Annotated in this window: 12 protein-coding genes and 1 tRNA gene; 3 read left to right on the top strand and 10 right to left on the bottom strand. The window is 60.9% G+C overall.

What is annotated here, in order from left to right:
* Window positions 1–41 precede the first annotated feature (41 nt).
* The 3 genes from ACQY47_RS12010 (at window position 42) to ACQY47_RS12020 (ending at window position 2851) form a co-directional block, all read left to right on the top strand.
* Window positions 42–128 (top strand) — tRNA-Leu (locus tag ACQY47_RS12010).
* A gap of 144 nt (window positions 129–272) precedes the next feature.
* Window positions 273–1298, top strand: a complete 1026-nt coding sequence (locus ACQY47_RS12015) for an extracellular solute-binding protein (RefSeq protein WP_017138455.1) — start codon at window positions 273–275, stop codon at window positions 1296–1298.
* Complete coding sequence (locus tag ACQY47_RS12020) at window positions 1298–2851, top strand: ABC transporter permease (protein ID WP_428557151.1); 1554 nt, start codon at window positions 1298–1300, stop codon at window positions 2849–2851. Before ACQY47_RS12015 ends, ACQY47_RS12020 begins: the two co-directional genes overlap by 1 nt.
* A 108-nt stretch (window positions 2852–2959) precedes the next feature.
* Here the strand turns inward: ACQY47_RS12020 and ACQY47_RS12025 are convergent, their stop codons facing one another.
* From ACQY47_RS12025 to ACQY47_RS12070, 10 genes are all read right to left on the bottom strand, one after another.
* A complete protein-coding gene (locus tag ACQY47_RS12025; protein ID WP_428557152.1) occupies window positions 2960–4894 on the bottom strand; it encodes a methyl-accepting chemotaxis protein in 1935 nt (644 codons plus the stop codon).
* 140 nt (window positions 4895–5034) lie between these two features.
* Window positions 5035–6324 carry an adenylosuccinate synthase gene (locus ACQY47_RS12030; RefSeq protein WP_017138458.1) on the bottom strand — a complete coding sequence of 430 codons (1290 nt, stop codon included), beginning with the start codon at window positions 6322–6324 and terminating at the stop codon, window positions 5035–5037.
* 54 nt (window positions 6325–6378) lie between these two features.
* Complete coding sequence (locus ACQY47_RS12035; RefSeq protein ID WP_017138459.1) at window positions 6379–7566, bottom strand: ATP phosphoribosyltransferase regulatory subunit; 1188 nt, start codon at window positions 7564–7566, stop codon at window positions 6379–6381.
* Window positions 7567–7858: 292 nt separating this feature from the next.
* Window positions 7859–8725, bottom strand: a complete 867-nt coding sequence (hflC, locus tag ACQY47_RS12040; protein ID WP_017138460.1) for a protease modulator HflC — start codon at window positions 8723–8725, stop codon at window positions 7859–7861.
* Window positions 8725–9903 carry an FtsH protease activity modulator HflK gene (gene hflK / locus ACQY47_RS12045; protein WP_017138461.1) on the bottom strand — a complete coding sequence of 393 codons (1179 nt, stop codon included), beginning with the start codon at window positions 9901–9903 and terminating at the stop codon, window positions 8725–8727. Before hflK ends, hflC begins: the two co-directional genes overlap by 1 nt.
* Before the next feature lie 96 nt (window positions 9904–9999).
* Window positions 10000–11301 carry a ribosome rescue GTPase HflX gene (gene hflX / locus ACQY47_RS12050; RefSeq protein WP_017138462.1) on the bottom strand — a complete coding sequence of 434 codons (1302 nt, stop codon included), beginning with the start codon at window positions 11299–11301 and terminating at the stop codon, window positions 10000–10002.
* A 12-nt stretch (window positions 11302–11313) separates the two neighbouring features.
* Window positions 11314–11574 (bottom strand): RNA chaperone Hfq, encoded by a 261-nt coding sequence (gene hfq, locus ACQY47_RS12055; protein ID WP_003188059.1) that lies wholly within the window; start codon window positions 11572–11574, stop codon window positions 11314–11316.
* Window positions 11575–11667: 93 nt separating this feature from the next.
* Window positions 11668–12639 (bottom strand): tRNA (adenosine(37)-N6)-dimethylallyltransferase MiaA, encoded by a 972-nt coding sequence (miaA, locus tag ACQY47_RS12060; protein WP_017138463.1) that lies wholly within the window; start codon window positions 12637–12639, stop codon window positions 11668–11670.
* Window positions 12639–14552: a DNA mismatch repair endonuclease MutL gene (gene mutL / locus ACQY47_RS12065; protein WP_428557153.1), complete on the bottom strand. Its 1914-nt coding sequence runs from the start codon at window positions 14550–14552 to the stop codon at window positions 12639–12641. The genes miaA and mutL overlap by 1 nt, the downstream gene beginning before the upstream one ends.
* Window positions 14552–15973 (bottom strand): N-acetylmuramoyl-L-alanine amidase, encoded by a 1422-nt coding sequence (locus ACQY47_RS12070; RefSeq protein ID WP_017138465.1) that lies wholly within the window; start codon window positions 15971–15973, stop codon window positions 14552–14554. The genes mutL and ACQY47_RS12070 overlap by 1 nt, the downstream gene beginning before the upstream one ends.
* Between the last annotated feature and the right edge of the window lie 9 nt (window positions 15974–15982).

A 15982-nucleotide genomic window follows, 5' to 3' on the forward strand; every position in this document is an offset into this window, starting at 1 on the left:
GTATAGTTCGCTCCATCAACAGCGCAAGCGTTGTTGATAATGCCCAGGTGGTGAAATTGGTAGACACGCCAGCTTCAGGTGCTGGTGATCGCAAGGTCGTGGAAGTTCGAGTCTTCTCCTGGGCACCAAATTCAGATCAAACCCGCGAAAGCGGGTTTTTTCGTTTCCGGGGTTTGAAAACTTCCCCAAGGATTCTCCCCTCATCCGCACTTGAGAAGTTTTATCGTTTATCCTTGCAATGATTTGTTGCATACAAGCGAGGAACACTTCGGATGATGATCCGCGATAACCGTCTCAAGACATCCCTTCTGCGTGGCCTGACCCTCACCCTGCTTGGCTTGACGCTGCTCTCGCCCACCGCCTACTCCGCCGACAAGGTGTCCCTGACCCTGTACAACGGCCAGCACAAAGAAGTCGGCGATGAACTCGCCAAGGCCTTCGAAGCCAAGACCGGCATTCACGTCAACGTGCGCAAAGGCAGCAGCAACCAGCTCGCCAGCCAGGTCGTGGAAGAAGGCGCGCGCTCCCCTGCCGATGTGATCTACACCGAAGAATCGCCGCCGCTGAACAAACTCGGCGAGCAAGGCCTGCTGGCCAAGATTGATGCGAGCACGCTGGACGTATTGCCCAAGGATTACGTCGGCAGCAACGGTGACTGGATGGGCGTGACCGCTCGTACCCGCGTCGTGGCCTTTAACCCCAAACTGATCGCCGAAAAAGACCTGCCCAAATCGGTACTCGATTTCGCTGGCCCCGAGTGGCAAGGCAAAGTCGGCTTTGTGCCCACCAGTGGCGCATTTCAGGAGCAGGCCGTGGCGATTATCAAGCTGCACGGTCGCGAAGCTGCTGAAGAATGGCTGACCGGCCTGCGCGCCTTCGGCAAGGTGTACAGCAACAATATGGTCGCGCTCAAGGCCGTGGAAAACGGCGAAGTCGCCACCGTGCTGGTGAACAACTACTACTGGTTCGCCCTGAAAAAAGAAAAAACCAACCTGGATTCTCAGCTGCATTACTTCACCGATGGCGATGTGGGCGGCCTGATCACCGTGTCCTCGGCGGCGGCGCTCAAATCCAGCAAGCACCCCAAAGAAGCCCAGCAACTCCTGGCATTCATGGCCAGTGAAGAAGGCCAGCGCGTCATCACCAATACCTCGGCCGAATACCCGCTGCGCAAGGGCATGCAATCCAATCGCGGCCTCAAGCCGTTCAGCGAGCTGCAACCGCCGAAAGTCACCCCGGCAGACCTTGGCAACGCCGAAGAAGCCCTGGACCTGGAACGTGACGTTGGCTTGAACTGATGAACCCATCGCTACCCGCCGGGGTGTTCAGCCCCCGGCGCAAACGCCCGTCGATCTGGCTGTTGTTACCCGTGCTGTTTCTGGTTGGCCTGAGCCTGCTGCCGTTGGTATATGTCGGGGCCAAGGCCTGGCAGGCCGGCTGGGCGGAGGCGGTGCACCTGCTGTGGCGGCCGTATGTGTTCGGGCTGTTGCGCAACACCTTGGCTTTGATGGTTGGGGTGACGGTGGCTTGCGGCGTGATCGGCCTGTCACTGGCGTGGCTACTGGAGCGCAGCAACCTGCCGGGGCGACGCATCTGGGGAGTAATCCTGTGCCTGCCGTTTGCGGTACCGGCCTTTGTCAGCAGCTTTACCTGGGTCTCGCTGAGCGCCAACTTCGAAGGGCTTGGCGGGGCAATACTGGTGATGACCCTGTCCAAGTACCCACTGGTGTTTCTGCCGGTGGCGGCGACATTGCGCAATCTTGATCCATCCCTTGAAGAGTCGGCCCGCACGCTGGGACTGAATCGCTGGGGCGTTTTTTTCCGAATTACACTGCCGTTGCTCTGGCCCTCGCTGCTGGCCGGAGCCCTGCTGATCGCGCTGCATATGCTGGTGGAATTCGGCGCGCTGTCGATCATCGGCCTGCAAACCTTTACCACCGCGATCTACCAACAGTTCGAACTGGAATTCAGCAACGCCAATGCCGCGATGCTCTCGGCGGTGCTGCTGGTGATGTGCCTGACACTGCTGTGGCTGGAGCTGCGGGTGCGCGGCAAGGGCCGGCATGTGCGCATCGGCCAGGGCGCGGCGCGGCATGCTGAACAGGTCAAGCTGGGCAAATGGTCGACCGTGGGCCAGCTGTACTGCCTGGCGCTGGCGATCATTGGCAGCGGCATTCCGCTGGGGATGCTCGCTTATTGGCTGGCAGTGGGCTCATCGGCGGCATTCCCGGTGGCCGAGATTGGTGAGGCACTGCTGTCCTCTCTGGCACTGTCGTTGGGCGGCGCTGCGCTTTGCCTGGTATTAGCTGTACCGGTGGGGCTGCTGGTGGTGCGCTACAAAGGCCAGTTGGCGATTTGGGCTGAGCGCCTGCCTTATCTGCTGCATGCCCTGCCAGGGTTGGTGATTGCGCTGACACTGGTGTATTTCGCCCTGCACTATGTGCCGGCGCTGTATCAGACCTCGGCGCTGCTGCTGATTGCTTATGCGCTGTTGTTTCTGCCGCTTGCTCAGGCGCCGATTCGAACCGCACTGAACAAAGCTGCGCCGCAACTGGAAGAAGCTGCACGCACGCTGGGCGCCTCGTCATTCAGCGCGTTTTGCCGGGTGACCTTGCCGATTATTTTCCCGGCCTTGGGGGCGGCGTTCGCGTTGGTGTTTCTGGATGCGATGAAGGAGTTGACGGCGACTTTGCTCCTCAGCCCGACGGGGCTGAATACCCTGGCGACTGCCGTGTGGGCGCATACCTCGAATGTTGAGTTTGCGGCGGCGGCGCCGTATGCGGCGTTGTTGATTCTGGTGTCGGGGTTGCCGGTGTATCTGCTGACGACGCGGATGTATTTGAGCCGCTGAGACCACTATCGCAGGCGAGCCAGCTCCCACATTCGATTGCATTCCAACGTTGGAACTCGGTCAAATGTGGGAGCTGGCTTGCCTGCGATGAGGCCGGCGCAGACGACGCTAAGCCCGAAACTGCCCCAAACTCGCCTTCAACTGCGCTGCCAACCCATCCAGCACCTTGCCACTGGCCGTCGTCTCCACCACCGCCTGCGCGGCCCGCTCGGCCTGGGCGTGGATCACCTCGACCCGGCCACGCACCGCATGCGCGCCCTGAGCCTGATGCTCAGCCGCACGCGTCGCCAGGCCAATCGCCGCATGCACTTGCTCCACCGAAGCCTGCACCGACTGTTGCAAGCGCACACTGTCGCGCAGCACCAACAACCCTTCATTTGCCTGGCGCCCGGCCTTGCCGATGGTTTCCACCGCTTCCCGTGCGCCCTGCTGCAACGCCACGATATGCGCCTGGATATCCCCAGTGGAGCTTTGGGTTTTACTCGCCAGCGCCCGCACTTCGTCCGCCACCACCGCAAAACCTCGCCCGGTCTCACCGGCACGCGCCGCTTCAATCGCCGCATTCAGGGCCAGCAGGTTGGTCTGCTCGGCAATCCCGTGAATCACCGTCAACACCACTTCGATCTGCTCGCTTTGCTGCGCCAACCGCTCGATCACCTGGGAACCGGCCTGCACTTGCCCCGCCAGCGCTTCGATCAGGCTGCCGACCTCAGCCGAGGTCCGTGAGTTTTCGTCCGTGGCCTGGCGAATACCCACCACCTGCTGCAACGCTGCCTGCATTGCATGGCTTTCGGCCTGGGCCTCATCGGCCATTTGCGACAGAGCGCGCAAGCTTTCGGCAACTTCGTCGCGCTGCAAACCGGCCGCCTTGTCAGCCCCGGCATTGCGCAAGGTCATGGCGCCGATTTCGACGCCGGTGCGCTGTGCCACATCGCCGGCCTCACGCACGATTGGCTGCAACTTATCCACAAAGCGATTGACCGCCGAGGCCATGTCGCCGATTTCGTCCTTGCTATTGATCTGCACACGCTTGGTGAGGTCGCCCTCGCCCGCCGCCAGGTCGTCCATGGCGGCAATCAACAACTTCAGCCGATTGACCACACGGCGGCCCAAGACGATGGCGATCAGCAGCAATACGCCAAACCCGACAATGGCGAGCCCCATACCGATGCGCCAGCGCAGCGCTCCCGCAGCGTCCTGTACGGCGCTGCTGGTGTTGGCGGTCATCTGGGTGGCAGTGGCTTGCGCCGATTGCAGGCGCGCGCCCATAGCCGTTGCGCTGTCGGCGGCGGCGCCTTTGAGGCTGTCACCGACCAACTGATCACTGCTCGCGATCAGTGCGGCAAAACGCTTGTCCAGCGCCGCCAGGTCGGCCTCTACGGCTTTGGTCGAGACGCCCATGCGGACTTTGCCGATCTCCGTGCCGTTGGGGCTGATGGACGCCTCGACGTAGAACACCGAAGGGTCGTTTTTAGCCGCATCCAGGACCTTATCCAAGGCTCGGTCGCCCTTGCCCTTGTCGAGCAGTGCCTGGTTGATCGGGTTTTCGCGATTGAGGTAACGGGTCAGGTGCTCGCCAGCGGCGTCGTCATACACCACGAACAACACGTTGGGATTACGCTGGGCGCGCCGGGCGAACTCCGACAATGTCGGCACGTCGCTGTCCCACATGGCGCGGGGCGCCACCGACGCCAGCAGTTGGGCCATGTCATTGGCCGAGTCTTGCAGGTCTTTTTCCAGGGTCGCACGCAGTTGCTTCTGCTCCTCTTGCAGGCGCGTGGAAAGCCCTGCGGTCAGACGCTGGCGCGTGCTCGAAGACAAGCTGTCCAGGCTCGAGGTGACTTCCTTGCCGGCTTGCGCCAGCTCGCCAGACAGTTTCTGGCTGTCGGCACCCAGGCGGCTGCTTAAATCCGCTTCCAGCGCAGTCACGGTGCTTCGCGTCAGGGCAACGGCCACCAGCACTTGCACCAAAAGAGCGATACCTAGGGTAACGAACACCGGCCGCAACAGCCGGCTTTGTAACAATGAGAGAACGGCAGACACGGTAAATCCCTCCACCACGGGTGCCATTAATTTGATAGCACCGCGAAAGGAAGAACCATAGCAAGGGTCGTGCCGATTGCCGGCCAGGCACGAAAAAGGGCTCCCGAAGGAGCCCTTTTACTTTTTACATCAACAGCTTGTTAAGCGAACGGGTGACGCAGAACGATGGTCTCGTTGCGGTCCGGGCCTGTCGAAATAATGTCGATCGGCGCGCCGATCAGCTCTTCAACACGCTTGATGTAGGCACGAGCATTGGCCGGCAGTTCTTCCAGGGTTTTGGCGCCCACGGTCGATTCGGTCCAGCCCGGCACTTCTTCGTACACAGGCTGCAGGCCTACGTAGCTGTCAGCGTCGGTCGGTGCAACATCCTTGCCTTCGGCATCTTTGTAGCCGATGCAGATGTTGATGGTTTCCAGGCCGTCGAGAACGTCCAGCTTGGTCAGGCAGATGCCCGAGATGCTGTTCACATCGATAGCGCGGCGCAGGATAACGGCGTCGAACCAGCCGCAACGACGGGCGCGGCCAGTGGTAGCACCGAACTCGTGACCTTGCTTGGCCAGGTGCGCGCCGACTGCGTCGAACAGCTCAGTCGGGAACGGGCCCGAACCCACGCGCGTGGTGTAAGCCTTGGTGATGCCCAGGATGTAGTCCAGGAACATCGGGCCAACGCCCGAACCGGTCGCAACTCCACCCGCGGTGGTGTTGGAGCTGGTCACGTACGGATAGGTGCCGTGATCGATGTCCAGCAACGAACCCTGGGCGCCTTCGAACATGATGTCTTTGCCGGCGCGACGCAGGTCGTGCAGCTCGGCGGTCACGTCCAGCATCAGCGGCTTGAGCAGCTCAGCGTATTCCTTGCACTCAGCCAGAGTCTTTTCGAACTCGATGGCCGGCTCTTTGTAGTAACCCACCAGCATGAAGTTGTGGTAATCCACCAGCTCACGCAGCTTGTCTTCAAAGCGCGGCATGTTGAGCAGGTCGCCCACACGCAGGCCACGACGTGCAACCTTGTCTTCGTAAGCCGGGCCAATGCCGCGACCGGTGGTGCCGATCTTCAGCTCGCCACGCGCCTTTTCACGGGCCTGGTCCAGCGCAACGTGGAAGGACAGGATCAGCGGGCAGGACGGGCTGATACGCAGGCGCTCGCGCACCGGTACGCCTTTCTCTTCCAGCTTGGTGATCTCACGCAGCAGGGCGTCAGGTGCAACCACAACACCGTTGCCGATCAGGCACTGCACGCCTTCGCGCAGCACGCCCGACGGGATCAGGTGCAAAACGGTTTTTTCGCCATCGATGACCAGGGTGTGGCCAGCGTTGTGGCCACCTTGGTAGCGCACTACGGCGGCAGCATGTTCGGTCAGCAGATCAACGATCTTGCCTTTGCCCTCATCACCCCATTGGGTGCCCAGGACTACGACATTCTTACCCATAACACTTGTCCTCATTCGCGCAAACTTGGTGCCGGCGATGGCCGGCAGGAAAACTCAAGAAGCCAGTGGCGATACTTGCCAAAGCCCGTTCTGCAGAATCAATTGCCGGTCGCAGTCCGCTTCACGGGCGGCGGCCAATGGCTGCCCAGGCAAAGCCTGGACAACACGCTGACCCTCACTGCGCAACTGGCAAACCTGCTGCCAGAGTGCTGCGTCCGTACTGTCGGGCATCCAGATGCCACCAGACGGCAACTCGACCTCAGCACGCCCCAGGGTCACCAGGGTTTTCAAATCGGTAGAAAAGCCAGTCGCCGGACGTGCGCGACCGAAGTCAGCGCCGATATCGTCATAACGACCGCCCTGGGCGATGGCCTGGCCAACACCCGGCACAAAAACGGCGAACACCACACCGGTGTGGTAGTGATAGCCGCGCAACTCACCCAGGTCGAAATACAGCGGCAACTCGGGGAAGCGCGCCGACAACTGCTCGGCAATCGCAAACACATCATCCAGTGCAGCCAATACCGGCGCCGGCGCATTGGCCAGGCGCTCACGGGCAGCCACCAGCACTTCACGGCCACCGCACAGGTTCACCAGTGCGCGCAGCATGTCGGCCAGGTCCGCAGGCACGCCTGCAGTCAGGGCGATGACTTCATCGATAGCCTTGCGCTGCAAGGCATCGAACAACTGTTGCTCCACTTCACCGGACAAACCAGCCGCACGGGCCAGACCACGGTAGATACCAACGTGGCCCAGGTCCATGTGTACATCCGGCACATCGGCCAGTTGCAGCATGGCCAGCATCAGGCTGATCACTTCAACGTCGCTGCTCGGGCTGGCATCACCGTACAACTCGGCGCCCAACTGGATCGGGCTGCGCGAAGACGACAAAGCACGCGGCTGAGCATGCAGCACGCTGCCGGCGTAGCACAGGCGGCTCGGGCCTTCGCGGCGCAGGGTGTGCGCATCGATGCGCGCCACCTGCGGCGTGATGTCGGCACGGAAACCCATTTGCCGGCCCGATTGCGGGTCGATGACCTTGAAGGTGCGCAGATCCAGGTCCTGGCCCGCGCCGGTCAGCAGGGATTCCAGGTACTCGATATGGGGGGTCACGACAAACTCGTAACCCCAGCTCTGGAACAGATCCAACACCTGGCGACGCGCTACTTCAATGCGCGCAGCTTCTGGTGGCAGTACTTCTTCGATGCCATCTGGCAGCAGCCAGCGGTCTACCGTTGCCATTACGCCATTCCCCTATGATCCGGGCGGCCAGCCCTCGGCCGAGCCTTGAGTGAAGCAGAAAATACCCACGCTTTGCATAATCCACGCGCAAGAGCGACGTGACGAACGGCCTGCCAGCGGCCTCGTCGGGCACTTTCCTCGAAAAACCTGTGGCGCCTGCCGAATCAAACATGCAGACGCAAAAAAGCCGGGAATTTCCCGGCTGCCGCATCATACACCCGTTTTCTGAAAGGATCACCCCGCCAGGCATTTTAGCCGCCCGACGGAGTGCGCCCTAAGGTCACAGGCTTGGTTACTTGGACTTTTCCAGGTAGCGGAAGAAGTCGCTGCTTGGGTCCAGCACCATGACGTCGGTTTTGTTCGCGAAGCTTTCACGGTAGGCACGCAGGCTACGGTAGAACGCGTAGAACTCCTGGTCCTGGCCGTAAGCCTTGGCGTAGATCGCCGCAGCTTGCGCGTCGCCGTCACCACGAGCCTCTTCAGACTCGCGATAAGCCTCTGCCAGCAGTACACGACGCTGACGGTCGGCATCCGCACGGATACCTTCAGCCAACTCGTTACCTTTGGCGCGATGCTCACGGGCTTCACGCTCACGCTCGGTGCTCATACGCTCGAACACGCTGCGGTTCACTTCCTTCGGCAAGTCGATAGCCTTGACCCGGACATCAACCACTTCAATGCCCAGCTCTTTTTCTGCCATCGTGTTCAGCGAACGGGTGATGTCAGCCATCAGCGCATCACGCTCACCGGATACCACCTCGTGCAGGGTGCGTTTACCAAACTGGTCACGCAGGCCCGATTCCAGACGGCGCGACAAACGCTCGTCGGCAATCTGCTTGAGGCCGGAGGTCGCGGTGTAGAAGCGCTCGGCATCCTTGACGCGCCACTTGGCGTAGGCGTCAACCATCACGGCTTTCTTTTCCAGGGTGAGGAAGCGTTGTGTCGGTGCATCCAGGGTCATCAGGCGGCCGTCGAACTTGCGCACCTGGTTCACGTAGGGGACTTTCACATGCAGGCCCGGCTGGACATCTGCCTGCACCACACGACCGAATTGCAGCAACACCGCGCGCTCGGTCTGAGACACGATGTAGAAGCAGTTCCAGGCAGCGATGACCACGACGACGCCCACAATCAGGGCGGTCAGCGATTTATTGCTCATCAACGACTCTCCCTGGTACGTGTTTGCTGTTGCAGCAAGTCAGCGGCCGCACGGGCGCTCGCTTCGTTGGCAGCGGCATTCGAGCTGCTGGACGGTGCGCTGGTGCCGCTACGACCACCTTCGATCATCTTGTCCAGCGGCAGGTACAGCAGGTTGTTCTGCCCACCTTTGCTGCCGGTCACGAGAACCTTGCTGGTGTTGCTGAAAACTTCCTGCATGGTGTCCAGGTACAGACGCTCACGCGTGACTTCCGGAGCCTTGCGGTACTCGGCAACCAGTTTGGTAAAGCGATCCGCCTCACCCTTGGCGCGGGAGACCACTTCGTCGCGGTAACCGTTGGCATCTTCAAGGATACGCTGGGCCTGACCACGGGCTTCCGGTACGACACCGTTGGCGTAGGTTTCAGCCTGGTTGCGCGAACGCTGCTCGTCTTCACGGGCGCGGATCACGTCATCAAAGGCTTCCTGCACTTCGCGCGGTGCAGCTGCGCTCTGTACGTTCACCTGAGTGACGGTGATGCCGGTGCGGTAGGTATCGAGGAACCGCTGCAGGCGCTCCTTGATCTCGCTGGCCATCAATTCACGACCTTCGGTCAGCACCTGGTCCATGGCGGTGGAACCCACCACATGGCGCAGGGCACTTTCGGTTGCGTGTTGCAGGCTGATTTCCGGCTGATCAACGTTCAGCACGAAGTCCTGCAGGTTGCTGATCTTGTACTGCACGGTCAGCGGCACTTCGACGATGTTCTCGTCTTCGGTCAGCATCTGGCCCTGCTTGGTGTAGGCACGCTCACGCGTGACGTTCTCCATGTACTTCTTGTCGATCGGCGGGAAATAGATGTTCAGGCCTGGCCCGACAGTCTCGTAGTACTTGCCGAAGCGCAGCACAACAGCCTGCTCCTGCTCGTCCACCACGTACACGGCGCTGTACAGCCAAACGGCTGCGAGCACGACAAGCCCGAGGCCCAGCAGGCCATAGCCGCCGCCCTTGCTTGTGCGACCGCCGTCGTCACCACCACCACGTTTTTTTCCACCACCGAACAACCCATTCAGGCTTTCCTGCAGCTTTCGGAAGGCCTCGTCGAGATCTGGTGGCCCCTTGCGGTCGCCATTATTGCGGCGTTTACCACCCCAAGGATCCTGATTATTCGAGTTGCCACCCGGCTCATTCCAAGCCATAGCGCTCTCCATCTGATAAAGCAAAGACGCACCCACGGCGCGCCGACCAATGCTACAGAATGCCTGCTACTGCGGCACAACCGCTTTCGGAGGCTTTTATTGCAAAGTGTGTTGTTCGATGAACTCTGTCGGTACCACACCTTCACGGCTGACCAGCCGATTCAGCTCCGAGCGCGGCAATCGAACGGCCAGCAAGCTGACACCTTCTTCGTCGTATTCTTCTTTCTGTACGGCGCCCAGTTCGAAAAACTGTGCACGCAGTCGAGCAAAACGTTGCGGCAAGCGCAAGGTGCCGACAAACAAATCGCTGCCCAGCAGTTCGGCAATCGCTTGTTCAAGCAACTCCAGACCACTGCCATCGCGCGCCGACAGCCATACCCGCTGGGGCTTGCCGTCTTCATCGCGCTGGATTTGCGGCTCAACGCCCTCAAGCAAATCGAGTTTGTTATAGACCTCGAGGATCGGCAAGTCTTGTGCACCAATCTCGCCCAACACCACCATCACTTGCTCGATCTGCAACATGCGATCCGGTTCGGCCGCATCGATCACGTGCAACAGCAGGTCGGAATTGCTCGACTCTTCGAGCGTAGACCGAAATGCCTCGACCAGCTTGTGGGGCAAATGACGAATGAAACCTACTGTGTCGGCCAGGACAATCGGCCCCAGGTCGTCGATATCCAAACGGCGCAAGGTCGGGTCAAGGGTGGCGAACAGTTGGTCGGCCGCGTAAACGTCCGATTTCGTCACGTTGTTGAACAGCGTGGATTTGCCGGCGTTGGTATAGCCCACCAGGGACACGGTAGGGATATCCGCACGCGAGCGGCCACGGCGTGATTGTTCGCGCTGGCTGCGTACTTTTTCCAGGCGGCCCTTGATCTGGCGCAGGCGCACCCGCAGCAGACGGCGGTCGGTTTCCAGCTGGGTTTCACCCGGGCCGCGCATGCCGATGCCACCACCCTGGCGTTCAAGGTGAGTCCAGCCGCGTACCAACCGGGTGCTCATGTGGTCAAGCTGGGCCAGTTCTACCTGGAGCTTGCCTTCATGGGTACGGGCGCGCTGGGCGAAAATATCGAGAATCAGACCGGTGCGGTCGATCACGCGACACTCGAAAACACGTTCGAGGTTACGTTCCTGACTGGGCGTGAGGGTGTGATTGAAGATCACCAGATCGGCTTCTTCGGCGTGAACCAGGTCGCGCAGTTCCTCGACCTTGCCGCTGCCTATCAGGTATTTGGCGGTTGGCCGATGACGCGGTACGTTAAAAAACGCAACGGTCTCGGCGCCGGCCGAATTTGCCAACTCCTGAAACTCCTGCGGATCTTCGCGCGCCTCAGGGTCCTGTCCATCCAAGTGAACGAGGATTACTCGCTCACCACCACCGTGGCGCTCAAAGAACAAAGGAGACTCCTATCAGGCGTTACCTGGCTCAGCGTCACCCTGTTCATCACCTGCTGCGCTAGGCAGACGGATTGGACGAACTGGAACGACTGTCGAGATAGCGTGCTTGTAAACCATCTGGCTGACGGTGTTTTTCAGCAGGATCACGAACTGGTCGAACGACTCGATCGTGCCTTGCAGCTTGATACCGTTGACCAGGTAGATGGAAACCCCAACTTTCTCTTTACGTAAAGTATTCAAGTAAGGGTCTTGTAGCGAATGCCCTTTTGACATGTGCCGCACTCCTTTAAGGATCAATAATAAAATTCGGAAAATAGATAGCTTATGGCCGTCACACCCCCAAGGATAGACGGCAATTGCAAGGACTCAGCTCAATATGGAGACCGATCCCAAGTATTTCAAGGCGCGTGACAGATTGTCGCTGTCCAGGCTGTCCAACCAGTGCAAATCGCTCCAGCTGCGCAGCCAGGTGAACTGGCGCTTCGCCAATTGGCGCGTGGCAATGATGCCGCGCTCCTGCATTTCGGCTGACGTCAGCTTGCCATCCAGGTGTTCCCAGACTTGGCGGTAGCCTACAGCACGTATCGAAGGCAACCCGGCATGCAGGTCACCTCTGGAACGCAGTGCTACGACCTCGTCCACAAACCCCTGTTCCAACATAATTGTGAATCTTTGTGCAATTCGTTCATGCAACACCTGGCGATTTGCCGGAGCAATGGCCAGATTCGCCACAGTATAGGGCAATTGTGACTGTCCAGATGCGCCTGCATCAGCACTTTGCGCAGTTTGTTTCAGCCTGTGTTCAGTCATGGTCTGGCCGCTCACCCGCCAGACTTCCAGGGCGCGACTGAGGCGCTGGGGGTCATTGGGGTGAATGCGCGCAGCGGAAACCGGGTCGACTGCCGCCAACTGGTCGTGCAGGGCTTGCCAGCCAAGGCGTGCAGCCTCTTCTTCAATTTCGCCACGCACCTGGGCGTCGGCCGCAGGCATATCCGCCAAGCCTTCCTGCAAAGCCTTGTAATAGAGCATCGTACCGCCCACCAGCAGCGGAATATTGCCCCGCGCGGTGATCTCGGCCATGGCGGCCAGGGCATCGGCACGGAAATCGGCGGCGGAATAGCTCTCGGCCGGGTCGATGATGTCAATCAACCGGTGCGGATACTGTGCCAACAGTTCTTTTGAAGGCTTGGCCGTGCCGATGTCCATGTCCCGGTAAACCAGGGCAGAGTCGACGCTGATCAGCTCGCAAGGCAGCACTTTGGTCAGCTCGATGGCTAGGTCGGTCTTGCCGGCGGCCGTAGGGCCCATCAGGAAGATGGCGGGGGGCAAGGCACTCATCAACGGCCGCGCAAGAACAGTTTGTCCAAGTCGTCCAGGCCCATTTGGGTCCAGGTCGGTCGGCCATGGTTGCATTGCCCGCTGCGCTCGGTGTTCTCCATGTCGCGCAGCAAACCGTTCATTTCCGGCAACGCCAGGCGGCGGTTGGCGCGGATTGCACCGTGGCAGGCCATGGTACCGAGCAGTTCGTTGATATGTGCCTGGATGCGATCGCTGGTGCCGTATTCCATCAGGTCGGCCAGCACGTCGGCGACCAGGCGGTTGGCTTCGGCTTGCTTGAGCAAGGCGGGAATCTGGCGAATAGCCAGGGTTTCCGGGCCCAGGCGTTGCAGTTCGAAGCCCAGCTTCTGGAACACGCTGTGGTGCTCCTCGGCGCAATCGGCTTCACGCTGGCTCACCGCCAGGGATTCCGGCACCAACAACGGCTGGCCGCTCAGACCTTCACTGGCCATGGCGATCTTCAAGCGCTCGTACATGATCCGTTCGTGGGCGGCGTGCATGTCCACCAGCACCAGGCCATGGGCGTTTTCGGACAGGATATAAATGCCCTTGAGCTGCGCCAGCGCATACCCCAAAGGCGGAATATCACCGCCGCCCTCAGGCAATGCCACAGCGCCCGGCTCGGCCCCCGGCAGCGGTGCAAAAAATTCGCGATAGGCCGCCTGGGCCTCGGCTACCGGCACAGTCGACTGCGGGCGTGGCGTGTATTGGTACTGATAACCCGCGCCCGAACCGGAACCCGGCGCGGTGTAGGAAGGCTGCGGCTGCGGCGATTGCAGCAGGTTGGCGGCCAGGCTCATTTCGCCCTGAGGCCCGAACTCGCCAGCCTCCGGACCGCTCGGCCTTACCGCCGCCGTCACAATCGGCGCTGACAACTGATCATCCGGGCGCACATCGCCCAAGGCGCGGTGCAGCGTGCCGTAGAGGAAGTCATGCACCATGCGCCCGTCACGGAAGCGCACTTCGTGCTTGGTCGGGTGCACGTTGACGTCGACCACCGACGGGTCGACTTCAAAGAACAGCACAAACGTCGGGTGCCGCCCGTTGAACAGCACATCGCGATACGCCTGGCGCACCGCGTGGGCCACCAGTTTGTCGCGTACCGCACGGCCATTCACAAAGAAATACTGCAAGTCCGCCTGGCTGCGGGAGAAGGTCGGCAAACCGACCCAGCCCCACAGGCGCAAGCCATTGCGCTCGATTTCAATCGGCAGCGCCTGCTCAAGGAAGCCTGCGCCGCAGATCGCCGAGACCCGCCGAGCGCGCGCGGCGTCGTCATGGGCTTCGTGCAGGCTGAGGATGGTTTTGCCGTTGTGGCGTAAATGGAACGCCACATCAAAACGCGCCAACGCCAGGCGCTTGATGACTTCTTGCAGGTGATCGAATTCGGTTTTTTCGGCCTTGAGGAATTTGCGTCGCGCGGGCGTATTGAAAAACAGGTCGCGAACTTCAACCGACGTCCCCACCGGGTGCGCGGCCGGCTGCACACGAGGCGCCATGTCACGGCCTTCGGTTTCCACCTGCCAGGCTTGCTCGGCGCTGCGGGTGCGCGAAGTCAGGGTCAGGCGCGCTACGGAGCTGATGGACGCCAATGCCTCACCGCGAAAACCCAGGCTCATTACCCGCTCAAGGTCTTCAAGGTCGCGAATCTTGCTGGTGGCGTGACGAGCCAGGGCCAGCGGCAGGTCATCCGAGGAAATCCCGCTGCCGTCGTCGCGAACCCGCAGCAGCTTGACGCCGCCCTGCTCCACATCGACATCAATGCGCTTGGCACCGGAGTCGATACTGTTTTCCAGCAATTCCTTGATCACCGACGCCGGGCGCTCAACCACCTCACCCGCAGCAATCTGGTTGGCGAGGCGCGGGCTGAGCAGTTCGATGCGCGAGCTACTGTTCAATAAGGAGTCGCTCATTACTGCGCCGCCAATTCAGTGCCAGGGATGGTCAACACCTGACCGACTTTCAACTCATCGGTCTTCAGGTTGTTGGCGCTGCGCAAGGTCGCGGCAGATACCTGGAAACGCACGGCCAGCATGGCCAGCGTGTCGCCGGGTTGCACGCGATGGTCACGCGGGCCTTGGGCGATTTTGCCGGAATCACGCAGCCAGGCAATGTAGGTACCCGGCGGCGGGTTCTGCTGGAAGAACTGGCGAATACCGGCGCTGATCGAACGCGCCAGCGCCTGCTGGTGATTGGCGCTGGCCAGCTTCGAGGCTTCGTTGGAGTTGGAGATAAACCCGGTTTCCACCAGGATCGATGGGATATCCGGCGACTTCAACACCATGAACCCAGCCTGCTCCACGCGCTGTTTGTGCAGGGACGTCACGCGGCCAATGTTGCTGAGGACTTTTTGGCCGACGTTCAAGCTGGAGGTCAGCGAAGCGGTCATCGACAGGTCGAGCAGTACACCGGCGAGCATTTTGTCCTTGTCGTCGAGGGACACGTTGCCGGCCCCGCCGATCAGGTCGGAACGGTTTTCACTGTCGGCCAGCCAGCGTGCGGTCTCGGACGTGGCGCCACGATCCGACAAGGCAAATACCGAGGCACCGAAGGCAGCGGTTGATGGCGCGGCGTCGGCATGGATCGACACAAACAGGTCTGCACCCTTCTTGCGGGCGATTTCGGTACGGCCACGCAGCGGGATGAAGTAGTCGCCGGTACGGGTCAGCTCGGCGCGATAACCTTTCATGCCATTGACCTGGCGCTGCAGTTCACGGGCGATGGCCAGCACCACATCTTTTTCATGCTGGCCGCGCGAGCCGGAGGCGCCCGGGTCTTCCCCGCCGTGGCCGGCGTCGATCACCACAATAATGTCGCGCTTGCCCGCAGGCGCAGGTGGTGGCGGCGGCAACTTGACCTGCGGCTGCGACGGGTTGACCGGCACGGCCGGAACAGTCGCAACGCTTGGGGTTGGCGCAGGCGGCGGTGCAGCGTCGGCGGCGTTGTCGAACAGGTCGACCACCAACCGATTGCCGTATTGGGCATTAGGCGCCAGCACAAAGCTTTTCGGGGTCACGGCCTTTTTCAGGTCGATGACCACACGCAGGTCCGTCGGCGTGCGCTGGGCCGAGCGCATCGCGGTGATCGGGGTATTGGCGGTTGAGACTTTCAGCGGCGCGCCGAGGGTGGCGCCGTTGATGTCGATCACCAGGCGATCGGGCGCCGTCAGGGTAAAGACGCTGTGCTGGACCGGGCCAGACAGGTCGAACACCAGTCGCGTGTTATCCGGCGCTCGCCACAGGCGAACACTTTTCACCTGTGAAGCAGCCAGAGCATTGAAAGTCATTGCCGCAAGCAACACCCCTACGACAGCAACCATCGCGCGAAAGCGCATACCTAACCC

The organism is Pseudomonas edaphica (assembly GCF_965277385.1).
GTDB lineage: Bacteria > Pseudomonadota > Gammaproteobacteria > Pseudomonadales > Pseudomonadaceae > Aquipseudomonas > Aquipseudomonas edaphica.